The organism is Bordetella avium, assembly GCF_034424645.1.
GTDB classification, from domain to species: domain Bacteria; phylum Pseudomonadota; class Gammaproteobacteria; order Burkholderiales; family Burkholderiaceae_B; genus Bordetella; species Bordetella avium.
Genome location: NZ_CP139969.1, coordinates 2965124 through 2984150, shown reverse-complemented (window position 1 = coordinate 2984150; position 19027 = coordinate 2965124). Strand labels below are relative to the sequence as shown.

The window sequence follows — 19027 nt, the reverse complement described above, 5'->3', positions numbered from 1 at the left end:
TTCAGGCTTGGGCGCGCACAAAGGGCAGCACGGCGTCCTTGTGCAGAATCACATAGGCCCGCCGCCAGGGCTGCTCATCAATCAGCCGCCAGCGATGGCCGCCGCCCGTCGTGTCTTCGGCCAAAAGAATGTCGCCCGGATGCAGGGTGAAGGTCGCGCCACCCCGGGTTTCGAATTCCAGCGTTCCGCTCAGGGTCAGAACGAACTGGCGCGTTGGCGCCTCATGCCAGGTGAAACTGCCGCCCTGGCTGGTTTCGCGGAAAGAAATGCTGGCGCTTGCGATGACCGTGCTTAACAGGTCACCGCGCTCACCCTGCGGTAAATCTATCCACCCTTGCTCAAAGTGCGACTGATCGTCATCACCTGTCCACAAACGCACGCATCGAATCATCGCTATCCCTGTTGGTCAGTTCTCGCAATATGGAGCGGAGCGCCAGCTTGCCTCATTCGTCCGCTGGTTGGAAATAGGCCTGATGATTTTCCAAGGTTCGTCCGCAGCGAGGTGGGGGCATCGCGCATGACCCCATGCCCGCGCTATCCCCGTGGTGCGGTTGATGACCGCTTGCCGGCCATGCTGAATATTCGCTTCGACGTGCGGTTCGGCTGCCGCCTGGATATCGGTATGTTCGTCGATCATGGGCTTCCCTGGTCAAAACGTCGGTATCCGGGCATCTGGGGGTTACGGGTACGCAATGACCCCATGCCACCGGCGATATTGGACACATGAATTCGAACATTCAGAGCAACCATATTTGTCAAGGTGTGGGGGATCAATCGGACAAGTCAGAAACGATAAGAGCGGTTCCCCCTCCCTGTGCTTGTCATCATTTGCGCAGATTTGAGGTGTTGCGAGAGGGCGCCCCGCCGCCATCCTGACGGGGGGGGCGTCCTGAAGCGCTTAGCCTAGCGGGGCTGTGCACGGCCTGCGTTTTTCGCTTGTCACCGTGGGGGCCCCGCTGGCCTTGCTCTTGTCGCGGCGGGCGTTCCTGCCTGCGCCCTGTTTCTCGCCGCGCTTTGCGTCGTTTTCTTCGCCGGTGCCGGATGTTGTTCCTTTCCCGCCGCCGCCGGCTTGTTCGGCGCGACTGTGATCGTGGCGTTTTTTGACGGATGCGCGTATCGAAAGCTGGCGCTTGGCACGTAGGGGAGGCTGCCGCCCTTGCCAGCACAACCATCCATCGCGGGCCGGCTTGCCTCCCTTGTTTGCCTCCCCTTGCTTGCCTGGGTGCTAAGGCCTGAGAGCCGTTTCGACAAGCAAAAAAAATCCACCCCTGAGGGGTGGATGTCCAGGCCGCAGACCGGCTTAGCTAGCGTCGCTCAAGCGGGCCAGTGGCGGATTGGCGGTGAAATAGCGGTCGATGCCCGTCATCATGGCTTGCGCGAGTTTGTCCAGATGGGCATTGCTGCGCAGCTTGGCCTCTTCTTGCGGGTTGCTGATGAAGGCGGTTTCCACCAGGATGGAGGGAATGTCAGGCGCCTTGAGCACGGCGAAACCGGCCTGTTCGACACTGTTTTTATGCAGGCGGTTGATCTTTTTGATTTCTTCCAGGAAGGCCGAGCCAACCTTGAGCGAATCGCTGATTTGCGCGGTGGTGGACAGGTCGAGCAGCACCTTGGCGACCTGACGGTCGTGGCTGCCCAGGTTGACGCCGCCGATCAGGTCGGCCGCGTTTTCCTTGTCGGCCATCCAGCGCGCCTGGGTGCTGGACGCGCCTCGCTCTGACAGGGCGAAGACCGAAGAGCCGTTGGCCGTCGGTTTGACCCAGGCGTCGGCATGGATGGACACGAAGAGATCTGCGCGCACGCGGCGGGCCTTTTGCACGCGGACATTCAGGGGCACGAAATAATCGTCGTCGCGCGTCAGGTAGGCCCGCATGGCGGGCTGGGCGTCGATCAGGGCCTTGAGCCGGCGGGCAATGCGCAGCACGACGTCTTTTTCGCGCAGGCCGCTCGCGCCGATGGCGCCGGGATCTTCGCCGCCGTGGCCTGGATCGAGCGCAATGGTCAGCATGCGGCGGCGCGCGCGGCCGGGCGCGGGAGCCGGCTTAGGGGTGGGTGCAGGCGGCGTCTGGGCCGGCTGCTGTCCGCGGGCCAGCGGTGCGGGCTGATTGCGCGAGATGTCGTCCAAGATACGCGCGAGCGGATCATCGACATCAGGGCCGGACGATTTGTTCAGGATGGCGACCAGCGGGTCCTGTGCGATCTTGGGGTAGAGATCCAGCACCAGCCGGTATTGGTAGTCACCGACGGGCTTTAGCGTGAAGACCTGCGGCGCCACGGGCTGTTTGAGGTCGAACACCAGCCGCACGACATTGGGCCGGTTCTGCGCGACACGCAGCCCGCGGATATAGGGGTCGTCGGGACGCACCTTGGAGATGAGGTCGGTGAGCGAGGCGTTGGTGCTCAGGCCTTCGATGTCGACGACCAGACGATGCGGATTTTCAAGCGTGAACTGTTCCGCCTTGAGTTCGCTGTCCAGTTCGAGCGTGACGCGGGTGTACTCATCGGCGGGCCAGGTGCGGACCGCAAGAATGGTGGCGGCCCGAGCCAGCCGGGGCAGCACCGGCAAGACGAGCAGTGTCGCCGCGACGCTGATCAGGCGTCGGCGAGTGGCGGCGCGGGGTGCGAGCGCGCCGCTATCGGAGGGACAATCGCGTTCAACCATGTTTGTCCTCTGGCGGTGTAGGCGGTCAAGGTGGCGTCGCGTCCCTGGTCGGCATGAGCCAGGTTGATATCCAGATCCGGCACCGGTAAAAACTGGCCGGCGCGTTCGGGCCATTCGATCAAAACGACAGCATCGTCACGCAGTAAATCGCGGAATCCTGCGTCCAACCATTCGCGCGTATCACTAAGTCTATAAAAATCAAAGTGATAGAAGTATAAGTTAGAAACTTTATAGGATTCAAGCAGCGCGTAGGTCGGGCTTTTGATGCGGCCCTTGATGCCGCTGGCGCGCAACAGCGCCCGAGTGAAGGCGGTTTTGCCCGCGCCGAGGTCGCCGCGCAGGTGGACCCGTCCCCCAGCCTGGCCGGCCGTCCCATTGACCAGAGGCGCCAATTGTCCGGCCAGCGCGTCCGTGGCGCTTTCGTCGGGCAGATGCAGTGCAAGTCGGGCGAGGGGATCGGGCATAGTCAGTGGCCAAGTGGTAAAAAACGGGTGTGACTCGGATTATAGAAAGCCGCGCCTTTCTGCTACGCTTTGATATTGATTCTCATTGTCGTTTGTTGAATTTCTGCCTGACAGAATTCTTTCGCTCTCACGGAGTTGCTATTCATGAAAACTCGCACCGAAAAAGATACATTCGGCCCGATCGAAGTCCCTGATGATCATCTTTGGGGAGCGCAGACGCAGCGTTCGCTGCATTTTTTTGCGATTTCCACCGAAAAAATGCCGGTCCCGCTGGTGACGGCAATGGCGCAGCTCAAGCGCGCCGCCGCGCAGGTCAATGCCGAACTGGGCGAGCTGGACCCAACCATCGCGCAGGCCATCATCGCCGCTGCCGATGAAGTGATCGCCGGCAAATGGCCGAATGAGTTTCCGCTGTCGGTGTGGCAGACTGGTTCGGGCACCCAGAGCAATATGAATATGAATGAGGTGCTGGCCAATCGCGCCTCGGAGATCCTGGGGGGCGAGCGTGGCGAGGGCCGCAAGGTCCATCCCAACGACCACGTCAATCGCGGCCAGTCCTCCAACGACACCTTTCCGACCGCCATGCATGTGGCCGCAGCCGTGCAGATCGAGCACCATTTGCTGCCTGCGCTCAAGACTTTGCGCGCCACCCTGGCCAAAAAGAGCGCCGATTTCCATGACATCGTCAAGATCGGCCGTACCCATTTGCAGGATGCCACGCCGCTTACGCTGGGCCAGGAGATTTCGGGCTGGGTGGCCCAGTTGGATCTGGCCGAAGCGCAGATTCGCGCTACCTTGCCGGGCCTGCATCAATTGGCCATTGGCGGCACGGCGGTCGGCACCGGCCTGAACGCGCATCCGCAGTTCAGCGTAAAAGTCTCGGCCGCGCTGGCCCACGATACCGGCTCTGCCTTTGTGTCGGCGCCGAACAAATTCCAGGCGCTGGCCTCCCACGAGGCTTTGTTGTTTGCCCACGGCGCCCTCAAAACGCTGGCCGCCGGCGCGATGAAGATCGCCAACGACGTGCGCTGGCTGGCCAGCGGCCCGCGCTCGGGCCTGGGCGAGATCAGTATTCCCGAGAATGAGCCGGGCAGCTCCATCATGCCGGGCAAGGTCAATCCCACGCAGTGCGAAGCCCTGACCATGCTGGCGGCGCAGGTGCTGGGCAACGATGCGGCCATCAATATCGGCGGCGCCAGTGGTAATTTCGAACTGAACGTTTACAAGCCGCTCGTCATTCACAACTTCCTGCAGTCGGTGCGTTTGCTGGCCGATGGCATGGCCAGCTTTGACGAGCATTGCGCGCGCGGCATCGAACCCAACCGCGAGCGTATCGCCGAACTGGTGGACCGGTCCTTGATGCTGGTCACGGCCTTGAATCCGCATATCGGCTACGACAAGGCCGCGCAGATCGCCAAGAAGGCGCACAAGGAAGGCCTGTCGCTCAAGCAGGCCGCGCTGGCGCTGGGTTATGTGAGCGAAGCGCAGTTCGCCGAGTGGGTGGTGCCCTCCCACATGACTAACGCCAAGTAAAGGCAGTTTGCCGCGCCTGCGGGGCCGTCGCAGGCGGTGTCAGAGGCGCGGCGCCGCCAGCAGCCATAGGGGTATCGTCAGGGCGGATAGCAGCGTGCCCAGCGAGATCAGCACCGCCACCATGCGACCGTCGCCGCCCATGCGCATCGCCAGCACATAGGCTGCCGATGCGGTGGGCAGCGCCGCAAACAGCAGCAGCATCAGCGCTTCCTGAGCCGGCAGGCTGAATAGCCGCGCCACGCCTAGCGCGACGGCAGGCAGGGCCAGCAGCTTGACAGCCAGCATCCAACTGATCAGCTTGCCGTGCCCCCGGCCGCCTTCCCAGGAGAGGTTCGCGCCCACGCAGATGATGCCCAGCGCGATGGCGGCCGCGCCTAGGCGGGCGAGCATGGTGTCTAGCGGTCCCGGCAAAGACAGGCCGGCCAGATTGCAGGCCAGCGCCAGCATCGTGGACACCAGCAGGGGATTGCGCGCCAGTTCGCGCAGCAGGCCGCTGCCGCTGTGGCGCGCCAGACCGTATACCGCGGCAATATTGGCCATCGGCACGGCAAAGCCGACGATCAGGGCCATGCTGGTCTGTCCGGTCGGGCCGCCCAGGCTGGCAGCCAGCGCCAGACCGATATAGGTATTGAAGCGATAGCCGCATTGTGCGGCCGAGGCCAGCGCCACCGGCGCGGATTTCAGCAGCAGGGCGGCCATCCAGGAAAGCACGACGCCTGCGGCGATCACGGCCGCCGTGGCCTGTAGAAGCAAAAGCGCGTTGCCCGCGCTGATGGGGGTGCGCAAAATCGATTGGAACAGCAGGGCCGGAAAAAGAATGTAGTAGACCAGCCGCTCGCAACCCGCAAAAAACTCACGCGAAAAGTTCAACCTGTGGCGCAGCGTCCAGCCCAGGGCGACCAAGAGAAAATCCGGTAGAACAAGCAGGGCAACCGACATGGTTCAAGGCGCAGAGTGAGGGTTCGCAAAGGGTCGCTATCCTACCGTGCCAGGGCTATTTACTGCTATTCTCTATTTTCGAGCGCGTGTTTCGGGCCTTGCAACGGGGCTCGCGCACGTTCGCCAATAATCACATAGACATAGGTGGCCTACAGGCCGCCGTTCCCGCACCGGCGCTGCTCACGCGCGGCGCCGCCAATCAGGAGGAAACACACCGATGATCAAAGTACGCACTCTCGCTCAGGCGCTGGCCTTGGCCGTGGGCATTGCGGGCGCTGCCGGCGCCCATGCGGCCTATCCCGACAAGCCCATTCGCGTGATCGTGCCGTTTGCGCCGGGCGGTTCGACCGACATCATCGCTCGTATCGTGACGCAGCGCATGGCCCAGGAACTGGGTCAGCCCATGGTGGTCGAGAACAAGGGCGGTGCAGGCGGCGCTATCGGCGCGGCTGAAGCCGCCCGCGCTGCGGCCGATGGCTACACGCTTTCCATCGCCACGGTGTCGACCATGGCCGTGAACCCGGCCTGCCGTCCCAAGGATCTGCCCTACGACCCGATCAAGGATTTCCAGCCCGTGACCAACTTCGCCAATACGGCGAATGTGGTGGCGGTCAACCCCAAGTTCCCGGCCAAGGACTTCCCGGCCTTCCTCGAAGAGCTGAAGAAGAACCCCGGCAAGTATTCCTATGGCAGCTCGGGCACTTGTGGCGTGCTGCACTTGATGGGCGAGTCCTTCAAGATGGCGACCGACACGGATATCGTGCACGTGCCCTACAAGGGTTCGGGTCCGGCCGTGGCCGATGCCGTGGGTGGCCAGATCGAATTGCTTTTCGACAACCTGCCGTCCTCCATGTCGCAGATCCAGGCTGGCAAGCTGCGTCCGATGGCTGTGGCCTGGCCCAAGCGCGTCGAAGCGCTCAAAGATGTTCCGACCTTCGCCGAAGTCGGTTTTCCGGTCTTGAACCAGCCGGTCTGGTACGGTTTGCTGGCGCCTAAGGGCACCCCCAAGGAAATCGTTGACAAGCTGCGTGACGCAGCCGTTATCGCGCTGAAGGACCCGCGTGTTCTCAAGACGCTGGACGACCAGGGTTCGGCACCTTCGGGCAACACCCCCGAAGAGTTCGCCAAGGAAATCAAGGAACAGTACGACTGGGCCGCCGACGTGGTGAAAAAGCAAAACATCAAGTTGGACTGATCCCGGCATGATGTCCAAGGCGCCGTAGCAATACGGCGCTTTTTTTGTTTATCGACCATTAGCGGGGTAGGCGCAGGGCTATCTACAATGTGCGTCGTCCTTGATACTCGGAGGCTCGCATGAGCACCTCGCACGCTGAAGTGCGTTTGATAGATTGCACCGAGGCCGAACATTCGGCCGCCATTTTGGATATCCTGAACGACGCCATTGTCAATTCGACGGCGCTTTATGATTACCATCCTCGCCCCCCCTCGGCGATGGCGGCGTGGTTCGCGGCCAAGCGGGCGGGCGGCTATCCGGTGGTCGGCGCGGTTGATGGCGAGGGCCGCTTGCTGGCCTTCGCGAGTTGGGGCGTGTTTCGGGCCTTTCCCGCTTTCAAGTACACGGTGGAGCGCAGCATCTATGTGCATGGCGACCAGCGGGGCCGCGGCCTAGGCGGCCTCTTGCTGCGTGAATTGATACGCCGCGCCTGCGAGGCTCAGGTGCATGTGTTGGTGGGCTGTATTGACGCCAGCAACAGGGGCAGCATTGCGCTGCATGAAAAACTCGGCTTCAAGCACAGCGGTACCTTGTCTCAGGTGGGGTTCAAGTTTGGGCGCTGGGTCGACGCTTCCTTCTATCAGCTCACCCTGGCCACGCCCGAGGAGCCGCGCGACGGCTGAGACCCAAAAGCGGGATGTGGGCGGCCAGCGAGCCCGCGTGTTGCACCGCCGCCTGTCAGTAGTGCCAAGTCAGGCCTAGGGTATAAGCCTGCGTGTGGGCGCCATCGACATAGTGCCCATATAGAAAGTCCACATCCATGTCGCCGCGAGTTAGGCGCAGCCCGCCCTGATAACCCCGCGGATCACCCCGGCGGCGGAAGGTTTCACCGATCAGGGACAGGGTTTCATTCAGGGTATAGGCGAGTTGCACGCCTTCGGTATAGGCGTCGCGCCGGTCGGCGCCGTCATCATGTGACCAGCCCACGTTCAGGTTCAAATTCAGTTTGTCGCCCAGCGGGATGGTCACGGGAATGAGGAGCGCACCTGCATCCATACGGTCACGGCGCGTATTCCATTGCGCATTACCCGATAGCGCGACACCCACGCCGCTTTCACTGGGCAGTAGATTCCATTTGAAGGTGGGCCCGATGCCCAGGCCGTGATCACTGCGGTCACGCGTGTATTCGCCTTGCATGCCCAGCTCCAGCGAAGGCAGGCTGCTTGGCGTGCAGGCCATGCCCAGGTGCCCCAGGCCTTGTTTCGTGCCGTAGCGCGAGGCCCAGGTCTCCACGTGGCAATGGCCAGGCGTTTCGACATCGGCATCGTCGACCACGAGGGCGCCGCCAGCCTGAGCCGCCGTGAGATTGGCGCTAAAGAGCAGGCCGCCCAGGGCGCGCCAGGCCAGACCTTGGGGGGATATCCAGTTTTGTTTCATGTTTATCATCCTGTTGCCGGGGCGTGCCCCAGTCGTTCAAAGACAGTAGCGCAACCGTGTCGGGAGACCTGCCGCGTCGGGCAGGTAAGCGTGGGGGCCGACGTGAAAACATCGGCTTCGTTGCGGCGGGCAGTCTGGCCGATTTCCGATGCTTGCATGCTGTGGGAAGCCGGTTTGGATTGCCCTGTCCATCGTAGTCTCCGATGGTTTCGTGTCCGCGTCCAGAGCGGCGGATATCAACCTTTTTTACCCATTGGACGAGTGCGATTGCCTTGGCGATCGGGGAGAGCGGCAGCCCGCGGGCGGGGTTCTCCACGTTAGGCTTGCCGTTGAGGTGAACCGCCGCAAGTGTAAGGGCGCGTGGGCCTGACAGAAAGACTTTGAGGGGCGATGCCTGGGTATCGCCGTCAGGCCGCAGCCGTGATCGGCGCAGGCGTGGTGAGGGCTTTTATCTCCCTTGCCTGGCGTGCAGGATGTGTGGCCTGCGGCCGCCTGGGTCAAGGCGGCCGAGAGGCAGAGGCTTTGCGCCGATGTCTACCGAAAACGATATCGATATGGGCAGAATGTATTTCCGCTGGCGTGGGCGGCTGGTTAGGATGGCCCGGCGTCCTTATTCCTAGCCTATCTATCGTGCCTCGTTTGTCTGTCCCGGATCTGAGCAAACTCGATCCCGAAACCGTTTTCCTCTATCAACAGTTGCTGCGCGACTATGGCCCCTACGGCAATATGCTGAGCGCTTTCTTGCCGCGCCCGCCGGCGCTCAAGCATCTTTTTTCTTATCTGGTCGAGTCGAAAAAAGAGGGCCTGATTTCGCCGCGCCATCTGGAAATCGCGCTGTTGGCGGCGTCCAAGGCCCATGCCTGCCATTACTGCGTGACGCTGCACGAACCCAAGCTGGCTTCGCAGGGGATTTCGCAGCAAGCCATCGACCGCCTGTTGGAGCCGGAGGTCCCCGGCCTGGATGATCAGGATTTGGCCGTGCGAGATTATGCGGTCGCCGTGACGCTGGACGCCGCCCGCATCGGCGATGGGCTTTTCGCCCGTCTGCGCCGTTATTACGACGAGCCTGCCGTCGTTGAGCTGACCATCCGCATTGCGCTGTGCAGCTTTTTCAAGCGTTTCAATGAAGCGCTGGAAGTGCCGTCCGAAGACGTGGTGGCGTTCGAGCTGCCGGCGGCCTGACGCTCATGTCCGTTACGCCCAAACTTCAGGTCCGCCATATCAGCAAGCGCTTCCAGGGCGAGCAGGGCGCCGTGCAGGTGCTCGATGACATCAGCCTGGATGCGGGCAGCGGGGAGTTCGTCAGCATCATCGGTCCCTCGGGTTGTGGCAAGTCCACGCTGTTCAACATCTTGACCGGCCTGCTTGATCCCGATGCGGGTTCTATCCTGCTCGATGGCAAACCGGTCGCGGATTTGCGCGGCCGGGTCGGCTACATGCTGCAACGCGACCTTCTGATGCCCTGGCGCACGGTGCTGGATAACGTGATCGTGGGCCTGGAGCTGCGCGGCGCGCCGCGGGTCGAGTCGGTCGAAAGGGCGCGGCATTATCTGCATGCCTTCGGTCTTTTGCAGTTTGAGGACAGTTACCCCAAGGCTTTGTCGGGCGGTATGAGGCAAAGGGTGGCCCTGGCGCGCACCCTGTTGCCGGACCCGGATGTGCTGTTGCTGGACGAGCCGTTTTCCGCGCTCGACTATCAGACCCGCTTGTTTCTGGAAACCATGCTGGCCGATACCGCCAGCAAGCAGGGCAAAACCGTGGTGCTGGTCACGCATGACATCGATGAGGCCATCGCTTTGTCGCAGCGCATCTTCGTGTTGAGCGCCCGGCCGGGCCGGCTCAAGCGCGTGCATGACATTCGTTTGGGCGAGCCGGCCTCGCCGCTGGCTGCTCGCCGCCACCCTGGTTTTTCCACCTATTTCGATACCCTCTGCCAGGAGCTGGACATCCAGACCGGGCAGGCGGAGGCAGCATGAGCACTATCTTGTCTGGCGTCGCCACGCGCGCGCCCCGTTTGAAATTGCCGCGGCCGCCCGTGCTGGCTGCGCAACTATTGATTCTCGTGCTTCTGTTCGGCGCCTGGGAGCTGGGCGTGAGCGCGGGCTATATCAACGGTTTTTTGTTCGGCTCGCCGGCCGGTGTCGCACAGGCCGCCTGGAAGATGATGCTGTCGGGCGAACTGCTGGAACATGCGGGCTATACCCTGTGGGCATCGGCGCTGGGTTTTGTGGTCGGCACGGCAGTAGGCACTGCGCCCGGTCTGGGGCTGTGGTATTCGCCCTATGCGGCCAAGGTGGTCGAGCCCATTCTGGTCGCCGTCAACAGCGTGCCCAAGATAGCGTTCGCGCCGCTGATCATCCTGTGGTTTGGCACCGGACTCATTTCCAAGGTGGCGCTGTCGATTTCGCTGACCGCCATTGTGGCCCTGCTGGCGGCATTTCAGGCTGCCAAGGATACCGATCCGGATATCCAGCGCATGATGGCGTCGCTGGGCGCCACGCGCAACCAGGTGTTCGGCAAGGTGGTCGTGCCCGCGGCGCTGCCCTACATCATCAGCACCTTTCGCATCAATATCGGTTTCGCGTTGGTCGGCACCGTGGTGGGCGAATTCATTTCCTCCAAGTACGGCGTCGGCCACGTGATTTTCGTGGCGTCGTCGCTTTATGACCTGAACACGGTCTGGGTCGGCATTTTCACGCTCATGCTGCTCGGCTTTGTGCTGTATGCCGGCGTGGATATTGCCGAAAAACGCCTGTTGCGTTGGAAAGACCAGACCTACGCCACGCAATTCAAACTCTGAGTTTCATTCACTATGAACTATTCCCGTCTCGCGCTTGCCGCGGCGCTGTCTTGCGCCAGTCTGGCCGCCCACGCCAAGGACCAGGCCGTCGTCTCGGCGGCGTTTAAGTCGGTTTTTTATCTGCCGGTGTATTTCGCCCAAGAGCAGGGCTATTTCAAGGATGAGGGGCTGGATGTGCGCATTGATGTCGCCTCGTCGTCGACAAACGCCCTGGCCGCCGTGATTTCCAAGAGCGCCGATTTTTCCTTGCATGGCCCGGAATGGACCGCCATTTCCTTTGGCCGTGGCGCGCCGGTCAAGGTGGTGGGCGGCACGCTCAATCGTCTTGGCGTCTGGCTGACCTGCAAATCGGCCTTCGATTTCAAGGATTTCACCAGCCTGAAGGGCGCGACCATCGCCACCGGGGCGATGCCCACCACCAGCACTTCCGCCTTTCTGAAGATTTTGCGCAAGGCGGGTCTGGACCCCAAGCGCGACGTGAATCTGCTGGAGGTGCCGCTGGGTAATGAAGCGGGGCCATTGAGCGCCGGTCTGGCTGATTGCGCCGTGCTCTACGAGCCGGGAGCTTCTCAGGCCGAAGCTCAGGGTTTTAAGGTCGTATCGGCCTTCTCGCGCGAGATCGGGCCCTACACCTTCTCGGCCATCTCCACGCGCCAGGACATTGATCCCCATGTCGCCGGAAAGCTGGTGTCGGGGCTGGATCGCGCGCTCAAGACAATACATAAAGACCCTGAGGCCGCTGTGCAGAGCGGTTTGAAGCTTTTCCCCAATTTGCCGCCCGAAGTCGTGCGTAAGTCGGTGATGCGCCTGATCGATGACGGCGTGTTCGCCGATTCCGCCGCGATCGTGCCGCAGGCGCTGGCCGATGCGCTACAGACCCAGGTTGACCTCGGCAATCTCGATAAGATCCCGGCCGACCCGCGCTGGCTGGATCTGAAGTGGTCCAAGGAGATCGACGCTAAGACCTATTGATTGCTGTCGTGTTCGACGCCGCCGGCTAAGGGCGCGGGGGCCGAGAGCCTTAGCCAGGGCTGGCTGCGGACTTGTGGCGGCGGCGCGCTATCATCCTAGGCTTATCCGTCCGGGGCGCGCCCATGCTCAGCATTCAAGACCACGACATCGACACAGGCCAAGGCCGTCTCTTTGCCCGCAGTTGGCAGACTGGCAGCGCACTGCCGCCTTTGGTGCTTTTGCATGACTCGCTGGGTTGTGTGGCCTTGTGGCGCGATTTTCCCGAACAACTGGCGCAGGCTTGCGGGCGCGATGTCATTGCTTATGACCGCCTGGGTTTTGGCCAGTCCGATCCCGGCCGGATCACGCTGGATTTTGTGCAGCGGGAGGCGGACAGCGGGTTTCTGGCCCTGCGGGAGCACTTAGGTATTAGCGCCTTTGTCGCCCTGGGCCATAGCGTGGGCGGCGGCATGGGCATTGCCTGCGCGGCGCGTCACGCGGCCGATTGCCAAGGCCTCATCACGATCGCCGCCCAGGCTTTTGTCGACGAGCGCATTCTGGCTGGCGTGCGCCAGGCCCGTGAGGGCTTCGCCCAGCCGGGCCAGATGGCGCGTTTGCAGAAATATCATGGCGACAAGGCCGCCTGGGTATTGAGCGCTTGGATCGACACCTGGCTGTCACCCGAATTTGCTGCCTGGAACCTGGATGCCGAGCTGCGTCGCATCGGCTGCCCCGTTCTCGCGCTGCATGGCGATCAGGATGAATACGGTTCACCGGCGCATGCCGCGCATATCGCCCGGCTGACGTCCGGACGCGCCCATGTTTTTCAGGGTCTGGGCCATATGCCGCACCGCGAAAAGCCGGAGCAGGTCTTGGCCGAGATCCGTGGCTGGCTTGAACCATAGTGTCGAAAAAGCCCAGAGCAGCGGATGTTGCGCTGCGACAAATTCCGGTCTGATAACGCGAATTTTTCGCCAGGCGGCTGCAAAGGGCTCGGGTACTATCCCCGGTGATTTAAGTATTTATCCGGGCAAGATCAAGGAAATAGCCTGCGTGATCTTCGTCTTTATCACCGCAATAGCGAGGAGTTTTCATGCGCTTTGGTATGTTGACCAAAACTACTTTCGTCCTGGCGGCCCTGACCGTCATGGCGTCCGCGCAGGCCCAGAGCCGGAATTTTGTCGGTCTGGGTCTGGGCGTGGTTCCGCTTTATGAGGGTTCCAGCAAATACCGTGTGCTGCCCGTACCCCTCATCAATTATGAATCCGGCAGCTTTTTCATCTCTCCTCGCGCCGGTCTGCCGGCCCTGGGCCTGAAAACCAAGCTCGCGCCTGACCTGACCGGCGGCCTGTTCCTCGGCGCCAATCTAGGCCGTGATGCAGATGATTCCCGGCTGACACGCGGCATAGGCGACATTAAATTCCATGCCGCTTACGGCGCATTCGTCGAATGGGCGCCTGGCAGCTACTCATTGGGCGCGGCCTACCGGCAGGCTGCCCATTCCGGATACGGCGGCACGCTGGAGTTGCGGACTTCCTACGCCTTTTTGCAAGACGATCGCAACAGCCTGCGCCTGGGCCTGAGCACCCAGTGGGGCAGCCGTGATGACATGCAGACCTGGTTTGGCGTCACCTCGTCGCAGGCCGCCAAGAGCCGCGCCGGCCTGTCGACCTATTCGCCTTCTTCGGGTTTCAAGTCGGCCTCTCTGTTCTCGAACTGGGTTTACCGTTTGAACAGCAGCTGGAGCACCATCACGACGGTCGGCCTGACCTCCGTGCTGGGTGATGCGCGTGACAGCCCGCTGAACGAACGCAAGGTCAATATGTTTGGCGGCGTGGGCATGGTCTACGCTTTCTGAGCCCCGGCTTCGCTGACCCCGCCCGCTCCTGGCCGGAGCGGGCTTTTTTTATGGGGCCCGCCGTCCCCCGATCGGGACTGGCCACGCTGATATCGAGCCGGTTTGGCGTGGCGTCGAGGCACTGTTGTTGCCAGTAGAACAAACTGTCTCGCAGCGTATGATGAAGTCTAATCATTTATTGCTGGCAAGCGCTTATCAGTGGTCGGTAGAATCGCGGCAAGTCTCCCCCTAATCTTTACTGTCGAAAGGCTATAAGGTCATGAGCAACGCTTATATCGATGCGCTTAAACAGCGCCGCACCCAGTATTCCCTGGGCCGCAACCTGTCCTTGTCCAAGGATGCGCTGGTCTCTCTGATCCAGGAAGCCATCAAACACAGCCCTTCGTCCTTTAACTCGCAAAGCTCGCGCGCGCTGGTGCTGTTCGGCGCCGAAAGCGACAAGCTGTGGGCCCTGGCCACGGATGAGGTCCGCAAGGTTGCGCCCGCCGAAGGCTTTGACAAAACCGAAGCCAAGCTCAAGAGCTTTGCCGCCGGCGTGGGCACGGTGCTGTTCTTCGAAGACCAGGACGTGATCCGCGGCTTGCAAGAGAAGTTCGCGCTTTATGCCGATAACTTCCCGGTCTGGTCGGAACAGGCCAGCGGCATGGCCCAGCTCTCGGTCTGGAGCGCGCTGGCCAACGCGGGAGTCGGCGCCAGCCTACAGCACTACAACCCCCTCATCGACGCCGCCGTGGCCCGTGAATGGAATGTGCCGGCTTCCTGGAAGTTGCGCGCGCAAATGCCCTTCGGTTCAAACGAAGCGCCCAAGACCGACAAGGCCTTCATGAGCGACGCTGACCGCTTCATCGTGGCCGGCTGATATAGCGCCTCAAAAACAGCACCTCAAAAAAAACGGAGCCTGCGGGCTCCGTTTTTTTTGGGGGGTGGTAGGTTCAGCAGTCTCGAACCGCGCGAACCTAGTTGCCGGCTTGTAGTTTGTCTTGCGTGCGGGTCGTAAAGTCGCTGGCGTCGTGGCGTTCGTGTAATTGCTCTGACAGCGGGCCGCGCAGGCGATTGACGATGCGGCCGCGTTGCACGGCCGGACGGGCCAGCAGGGTATCGGCCCAACGCTGCACATGGCGATATTCGTGAACGGCGAGGAATTCTGCCGCATCGTACTGCCAGCCCTTGATCAGGCCGCCATACCAGGGGAATACCGCGATGTCGGCGATGGTGTATTGGTCGCCGGCCAAGAACTCGTGCTTGGCCAGCCGCTGATCCAGCACGTCGAGCTGGCGCTTGACTTCCATTGCGAAGCGGTCGATGGCGTATTCGATCTTGACTGGCGCATAGGCATAGAAATGCCCGAAGCCTCCGCCCAGATAGGGGGCGCTGCCCATTTGCCAGAACAGCCAGGACAGCGTCGCGGCGCGCAGGGCAGGGTCCGTGGGCAGGAAGTCAGCGAATTTTTCGGCGAGGTAGAGCAAAATGGCGCCGGACTCGAATACGGGAATGGGGCTCTGGCCGGAACGGTCCACCAGGGCGGGAATCTTGGAGTTGGGGTTGATGTCGACAAAGCCGCTGCCGAACTGGTCGCCGTTGCCGATGTTGATCAGCCAGGCATCGTACTCAGCGCCCTGGTGGCCGCGAGCCAGCAACTCTTCGAGCAGAATGGTGACCTTCTGGCCGTTGGGCGTGCCCAGTGAATAAAGCTGTAGGGGGTGGCGGCCGACCGGCAGGGTTTTTTCGTGGGTGGCGCCGGCGACCGGGCGGTTCAGGCTGGAGGCGGCGGAGGCGGTGCTGGCTCCGTTCTGATTCCAGGTCCAGACTTTGGGCGGCAGGTATTCATTGCTCATGGAAGGGCGCTCCGTTAGAGGGTGACGTTTATGATTTTGCCGCGTTTCTTGCCTTACCTCCCGATTAACCTTGTGGCGCAAACTTATTTTTTGCGCCCCGCATCGCTGTCTCGCAAGCCTGCGATGCCTGGCGGCGCCCCTCTTTCGCCATGCGGCGCGATGTCGTCCTGCGTTGCCGAGCGAGGGACAAACGGGCGGTCGCCGCATCGGACGGTGCAAGATCACGGGTCAGGCCACGATATCTGAGCGGGATGGCGTATCCTTGCGCCATCATGCTGCATTCATACCCCTGATCTGCTGGAGACAGAAATGAGTCAAGACAAACCCACTTTCTTGATTGAGCACCATCCGAATCCGGTGGCGCCTGCCGAGCGCGAGCGCCTGCTCCAGGACCCCGGGTTTGGCCGGATTTTCACCGACCACATGGCTACCGTGCGCTATAGCGCCGAGCGTGGCTGGCATGACGCCAAGATTACCGCCAGGGCTGATCTGCGTCTCAATCCTTCGACGCTGGTGCTGCATTACGCCCAGGAGATCTTCGAAGGCCTGAAGGCCTACCGCCTCCCTGATGGCGGTTCGACGCTGTTTCGCCCTGACGCCAATGCCCGTCGCTTTCGCAGCTCTGCCGCCCGTCTGGCGATGGCCGAACTGCCCGAGAACATTTTCGTGGAGTCGGTTCAAGCCCTGGTGCGCGCCGACCGCGACTGGATTCCCTCGGCTGAAGGCGCTTCTCTCTATTTGCGTCCCTTCATGATTGCGACCGAAGTGGCTTTGGGCACCAAGCCTTCGTCGGAATATCTGTATGCCGTGATCGCCTCGCCGGTGGGCGCTTACTTCAAGGGTGGCGGTTCGGCCGTGACCATCTGGGTTTCCGACAACTACACGCGTGCGGCGCCGGGCGGCACTGGCGCGGCCAAGTGCGGCGGCAACTATGCGGCCAGTCTCCAGGCCCAGGCCGAAGGCGCGCGCGAAGGCTGCGATCAGGTGGTCTTTCTGGATGCGGTCGAGCGACGCTGGATCGAAGAGCTGGGCGGCATGAATGTGTTTTTCGTGTTCGCCGACGGTTCGCTCCAGACCCCGCCGCTTACCGGCACCATTCTGCCCGGCATCACCCGTGATTCGCTCATCACCCTGGCGCGCGATCAGGGCCTGACGGTGCGGGAGGAACCCTATTCCATCGACCAATGGCAGGAAGACGCCAAGAGCGGCAAGCTGGTCGAGTCCTTTGCCTGCGGCACTGCCGCCGTGGTCACGCCTATCGGCCAGGTCAAGGGCCGCAAGCATGGCTTCACCATCGGCGATGGCGGCGCAGGCGCCACCACGCTCAAGCTGAAGGCGGCCTTGCAGGATATTCAACGTGGCCGTGCCGAGGACAAGCACAACTGGCTGCACAAGGTAGCCTGAGCGTCGCACAGAGATTCAGCGCGGGTGGCGGCGTTGCAAGCCCTTTACGCTTGCAACGCCGCCTGAGGCGGCATCATCCAGGCATCGTACAGCTCGGTTTGCCGGGATTTTTAGCTTCGGGCGCTGCTGTCAGTGTTCGCCGTCGGGGGGCGCCAGCCGTTTTTCATCTTGCGCCAGGGTGATCTGATACAGCGCGGCGATGAGATCCGATTGCGTGACCAGGCCTTGCAACTGGCCCTGCTCATCGAGCACGGGCAGGCAGTGTCGGCCATCCGCCATGGGCCGCGCCAGCTCGATGGCGGGCAGGTCGGGGGTGGCGAAGGCGCGGTCACGATGCAGGCAGTCGGCCAGCGCGGTGTTCAGCCCGTCCATGGCGTCGTGTTCGTGCAGCAGGCCCAGATAGCGGCCGTCCTCCAACACCGGCAGCACGCTCAGACGGTGGTGTCGCATCAAGGCCAGCGCATGCGCCAGGCTATCCTGTGCCGTGACACTCACCACATCACGCGACATGATGTCGGCGCACCGCAGCTCGGCGTGGCGCCGCGATGCGGCGCGGGTTTCCGCCGCGATCACGATGGCCTGGAGATCCTCTTCGCTGATGTCCAGCAACTCGCCGCGTTCGGCCAGGGTTTGGCGCAGGTCTTCGGGCGAGAAGCCCAGGCGCTGGCTGGGGGCTGGGTCGCGCGTTCGGTGCGGCGTGGCGCTATCTTGGGGGCGGCGGGGATAATGCCGTTTTAGCAGGCCGTTGAACAGCAAAGCCATGCCGAGCAGCGCTAGGGAGTTGATGCCCACGGGCCAGAGGGCAAAGCCGAAGCCGAGCTTGGCGACGGCCGGTCCGCCCAGCACCGCGGTCAGGGCCACCGCGCCGCCTGGCGGGTGCAGGCAGCGCAGCGCGAACATGGCTGCGATCGCCAATCCGCATGCCAGCGCCGCCGCCAGCGCGATGTCGGGAATATAAAGCGCGCAGGCCACGCCCACCAGGGCGGATACGACGTTGCCGCCCATGAGGGACCAGGGTTGGGCCAGCGGGCTGGCGGGGGCGGCGAACAGCAATACGGCGGATGCGCCCATCGGCGGAATGATCCAGAGGCTGGCAGCGCCGAGCACGTGGCGGCCTATCCATTCGGTGCATAACAGGCCGATCAGGGCGCCCAGGGCGCCATAGCATTTTTCGCGGGAATTGGCTCCGGCGGGGACTGGCGCGAAGGCGCTCAGCCAGGCGGTAAAGCGGGCAGACAACACTTTCTCCAGGCGGCGATTCCGCCGCAAGGCTTGGGAATGTAGCACGTGCTCCGGTGGCGAAGCGATGCGCATTTTGGTTCAATCGGCAGGCTGTTACGCCGCAGTATCTTCAGGAGCACCCATGTCTTCCCATTTTCAGTCCGTGGCGCTGGAACACGCCAGCCGCCTTATCAATCATGGTCCGACCGTGCTCGTCACCACGCGCCATGGCGCTGCGCGCAACATCATGGCGGCGGCCTGGTCCATGCCGGTGGAGTTCTCGCCGCCCCGTGTGTCGGTGGTGATCGACAAGCACAGTTATACGCGGGAGCTGCTGCATGCCAGCGGCCATTTCGCCCTGCTTATACCGGGCGCGGCCTGGGTGGACCAAACCTATGCCGTAGGCAGCGTATCAGGCCGCGATGGCGACAAGTTTCTGCGCTATGGTCTTGCGACTTTTGACGGCCCGGTGCTGGGTCTGCCCCTGATCGAGCAGGGCATGGCGGCCTGGATGGAGTGCCGCCGGATTCCCGAACAACACACTGAAGATGCTTACGACACCTGCTTTGCCGAGGTGGTGAGTGCAGCTGCCGATCCGCGCATTTTCTCTGGCGGGCACTGGAATTTCTCTGAAGCCAATCGCGACCTGCATACGCTGCATCATCTGGGTGCCGGCAATTTTGCGGTGGCGGGCATGCCGCGAAAGGCGCGCGAGCTTTAATTCGCAGGCTCGCTTGAGCGAGCCGATC

The 19027-nt window shown here is 62.4% G+C and carries 20 protein-coding genes; 12 read left to right on the top strand and 8 right to left on the bottom strand.

The genetic code is table 11. The features are described 5' to 3' along the window. Position 1: 1 nt before the first annotated feature. The 4 genes from U0029_RS13810 to U0029_RS13795 all read right to left on the bottom strand — a co-directional run bounded on the left by U0029_RS13810 (position 2) and on the right by U0029_RS13795 (position 3126). Positions 2-379: a cupin domain-containing protein gene (locus U0029_RS13810; protein WP_231838602.1), complete on the bottom strand. Its 378-nt coding sequence runs from the start codon at positions 377-379 to the stop codon at positions 2-4. 27 nt (positions 380-406) lie between these two features. Beyond that, complete coding sequence (locus tag U0029_RS13805) at positions 407-637, bottom strand: hypothetical protein (protein WP_127812046.1); 231 nt, start codon at positions 635-637, stop codon at positions 407-409. A 663-nt stretch (positions 638-1300) separates the two neighbouring features. Then, positions 1301-2662, bottom strand: a complete 1362-nt coding sequence (locus U0029_RS13800; protein ID WP_039051444.1) for an N-acetylmuramoyl-L-alanine amidase — start codon at positions 2660-2662, stop codon at positions 1301-1303. Beyond that, on the bottom strand, positions 2593-3126 hold the full coding sequence (locus tag U0029_RS13795; RefSeq protein WP_012416428.1) for a bifunctional alanine racemase/tRNA (adenosine(37)-N6)-threonylcarbamoyltransferase complex ATPase subunit type 1 TsaE: 534 nt from the start codon (positions 3124-3126) through the stop codon (positions 2593-2595). Before U0029_RS13795 ends, U0029_RS13800 begins: the two co-directional genes overlap by 70 nt. A gap of 144 nt (positions 3127-3270) precedes the next feature. Between U0029_RS13795 and fumC the strand changes: the two genes are divergently transcribed. Then, positions 3271-4659, top strand: coding sequence for a class II fumarate hydratase (gene fumC, locus U0029_RS13790; protein WP_012416429.1), 1389 nt, complete (start codon positions 3271-3273; stop codon positions 4657-4659). 39 nt (positions 4660-4698) lie between these two features. Here fumC and U0029_RS13785 read toward each other — a convergent pair whose 3' ends face one another. Continuing rightward, on the bottom strand, positions 4699-5598 hold the full coding sequence (locus U0029_RS13785; RefSeq protein WP_114852430.1) for an AEC family transporter: 900 nt from the start codon (positions 5596-5598) through the stop codon (positions 4699-4701). Positions 5599-5815: 217 nt separating this feature from the next. Here U0029_RS13785 and U0029_RS13780 point away from each other — a divergent pair, with 217 nt between their 5' ends. Together U0029_RS13780 and U0029_RS13775 are read left to right on the top strand one after the other, a co-directional pair. Beyond that, positions 5816-6793: a tripartite tricarboxylate transporter substrate binding protein BugE gene (locus U0029_RS13780; protein WP_012416431.1), complete on the top strand. Its 978-nt coding sequence runs from the start codon at positions 5816-5818 to the stop codon at positions 6791-6793. A gap of 119 nt (positions 6794-6912) precedes the next feature. Beyond that, complete coding sequence (locus U0029_RS13775) at positions 6913-7455, top strand: GNAT family N-acetyltransferase (RefSeq protein ID WP_114852429.1); 543 nt, start codon at positions 6913-6915, stop codon at positions 7453-7455. 55 nt (positions 7456-7510) lie between these two features. Here U0029_RS13775 and U0029_RS13770 read toward each other — a convergent pair whose 3' ends face one another. Further along, positions 7511-8209, bottom strand: a complete 699-nt coding sequence (locus U0029_RS13770) for a hypothetical protein (protein ID WP_114852428.1) — start codon at positions 8207-8209, stop codon at positions 7511-7513. Positions 8210-8839: 630 nt separating this feature from the next. Between U0029_RS13770 and U0029_RS13765 the strand changes: the two genes are divergently transcribed. From U0029_RS13765 to U0029_RS13735, 7 genes are all read left to right on the top strand, one after another. Next, the gene (locus U0029_RS13765; RefSeq protein WP_114852426.1) at positions 8840-9391 is read left to right on the top strand and encodes a carboxymuconolactone decarboxylase family protein; all 552 of its coding nucleotides are present in this window, start codon (positions 8840-8842) and stop codon (positions 9389-9391) included. A gap of 5 nt (positions 9392-9396) precedes the next feature. Next, positions 9397-10185, top strand: a complete 789-nt coding sequence (locus tag U0029_RS13760; protein ID WP_114852425.1) for an ABC transporter ATP-binding protein — start codon at positions 9397-9399, stop codon at positions 10183-10185. Next, positions 10182-11009, top strand: coding sequence for an ABC transporter permease (locus tag U0029_RS13755; RefSeq protein WP_114852424.1), 828 nt, complete (start codon positions 10182-10184; stop codon positions 11007-11009). Before U0029_RS13760 ends, U0029_RS13755 begins: the two co-directional genes overlap by 4 nt. 12 nt (positions 11010-11021) lie before the next feature. Continuing rightward, positions 11022-11981 carry an ABC transporter substrate-binding protein gene (locus U0029_RS13750; RefSeq protein WP_114852423.1) on the top strand — a complete coding sequence of 320 codons (960 nt, stop codon included), beginning with the start codon at positions 11022-11024 and terminating at the stop codon, positions 11979-11981. Positions 11982-12103: 122 nt separating this feature from the next. After that, positions 12104-12865 (top strand): alpha/beta fold hydrolase, encoded by a 762-nt coding sequence (locus U0029_RS13745; RefSeq protein ID WP_114852422.1) that lies wholly within the window; start codon positions 12104-12106, stop codon positions 12863-12865. 188 nt (positions 12866-13053) lie between these two features. Beyond that, complete coding sequence (locus U0029_RS13740; RefSeq protein WP_114852421.1) at positions 13054-13818, top strand: MipA/OmpV family protein; 765 nt, start codon at positions 13054-13056, stop codon at positions 13816-13818. Positions 13819-14077: 259 nt separating this feature from the next. Next, on the top strand, positions 14078-14677 hold the full coding sequence (locus U0029_RS13735; protein WP_012416440.1) for a nitroreductase family protein: 600 nt from the start codon (positions 14078-14080) through the stop codon (positions 14675-14677). Between the two features lie 97 nt (positions 14678-14774). On the opposite strand, the gene yghU is transcribed toward U0029_RS13735, so the two are convergent. Continuing rightward, positions 14775-15653 (bottom strand): glutathione-dependent disulfide-bond oxidoreductase, encoded by an 879-nt coding sequence (yghU, locus tag U0029_RS13730; protein ID WP_114852420.1) that lies wholly within the window; start codon positions 15651-15653, stop codon positions 14775-14777. A 309-nt stretch (positions 15654-15962) separates the two neighbouring features. Between yghU and U0029_RS13725 the strand changes: the two genes are divergently transcribed. Continuing rightward, a complete protein-coding gene (locus U0029_RS13725; protein ID WP_114852419.1) occupies positions 15963-17057 on the top strand; it encodes a branched-chain amino acid aminotransferase in 1095 nt (364 codons plus the stop codon). Positions 17058-17186: 129 nt separating this feature from the next. Here U0029_RS13725 and U0029_RS13720 read toward each other — a convergent pair whose 3' ends face one another. Then, complete coding sequence (locus tag U0029_RS13720; protein ID WP_236824207.1) at positions 17187-18371, bottom strand: HPP family protein; 1185 nt, start codon at positions 18369-18371, stop codon at positions 17187-17189. Positions 18372-18420: 49 nt separating this feature from the next. On the opposite strand from U0029_RS13720, the gene U0029_RS13715 reads away from it, so the two are divergent. Next, positions 18421-18999: a flavin reductase family protein gene (locus U0029_RS13715; RefSeq protein WP_012416444.1), complete on the top strand. Its 579-nt coding sequence runs from the start codon at positions 18421-18423 to the stop codon at positions 18997-18999. The last annotated feature ends 28 nt before the right edge of the window (positions 19000-19027 follow it).

Bases quoted from the DNA above. Each gene is read 5' to 3' on its own strand.
- U0029_RS13740 (WP_114852421.1), top strand. From the start codon at position 13,054: ATGCGCTTTGGTATGTTGACCAAAACTACTTTCGTCCTGGCGGCCCTG.
- U0029_RS13755 (WP_114852424.1), top strand. From the start codon at position 10,182: ATGAGCACTATCTTGTCTGGCGTCGCCACGCGCGCGCCCCGTTTGAAA.
- U0029_RS13750 (WP_114852423.1), top strand. From the start codon at position 11,022: ATGAACTATTCCCGTCTCGCGCTTGCCGCGGCGCTGTCTTGCGCCAGT.
- U0029_RS13775 (WP_114852429.1), top strand. From the start codon at position 6,913: ATGAGCACCTCGCACGCTGAAGTGCGTTTGATAGATTGCACCGAGGCC.
- U0029_RS13760 (WP_114852425.1), top strand. From the start codon at position 9,397: ATGTCCGTTACGCCCAAACTTCAGGTCCGCCATATCAGCAAGCGCTTC.
- U0029_RS13725 (WP_114852419.1), top strand. From the start codon at position 15,963: ATGAGTCAAGACAAACCCACTTTCTTGATTGAGCACCATCCGAATCCG.
- U0029_RS13805 (WP_127812046.1), bottom strand. From the start codon at position 637: ATGATCGACGAACATACCGATATCCAGGCGGCAGCCGAACCGCACGTC.
- U0029_RS13785 (WP_114852430.1), bottom strand. From the start codon at position 5,598: ATGTCGGTTGCCCTGCTTGTTCTACCGGATTTTCTCTTGGTCGCCCTG.
- fumC (WP_012416429.1), top strand. From the start codon at position 3,271: ATGAAAACTCGCACCGAAAAAGATACATTCGGCCCGATCGAAGTCCCT.
- U0029_RS13715 (WP_012416444.1), top strand. From the start codon at position 18,421: ATGTCTTCCCATTTTCAGTCCGTGGCGCTGGAACACGCCAGCCGCCTT.
- U0029_RS13800 (WP_039051444.1), bottom strand. From the start codon at position 2,662: ATGGTTGAACGCGATTGTCCCTCCGATAGCGGCGCGCTCGCACCCCGC.
- U0029_RS13745 (WP_114852422.1), top strand. From the start codon at position 12,104: ATGCTCAGCATTCAAGACCACGACATCGACACAGGCCAAGGCCGTCTC.
- U0029_RS13780 (WP_012416431.1), top strand. From the start codon at position 5,816: ATGATCAAAGTACGCACTCTCGCTCAGGCGCTGGCCTTGGCCGTGGGC.
- U0029_RS13720 (WP_236824207.1), bottom strand. From the start codon at position 18,371: ATGCGCATCGCTTCGCCACCGGAGCACGTGCTACATTCCCAAGCCTTG.
- yghU (WP_114852420.1), bottom strand. From the start codon at position 15,653: ATGAGCAATGAATACCTGCCGCCCAAAGTCTGGACCTGGAATCAGAAC.
- U0029_RS13770 (WP_114852428.1), bottom strand. From the start codon at position 8,209: ATGAAACAAAACTGGATATCCCCCCAAGGTCTGGCCTGGCGCGCCCTG.
- U0029_RS13795 (WP_012416428.1), bottom strand. From the start codon at position 3,126: ATGCCCGATCCCCTCGCCCGACTTGCACTGCATCTGCCCGACGAAAGC.
- U0029_RS13735 (WP_012416440.1), top strand. From the start codon at position 14,078: ATGAGCAACGCTTATATCGATGCGCTTAAACAGCGCCGCACCCAGTAT.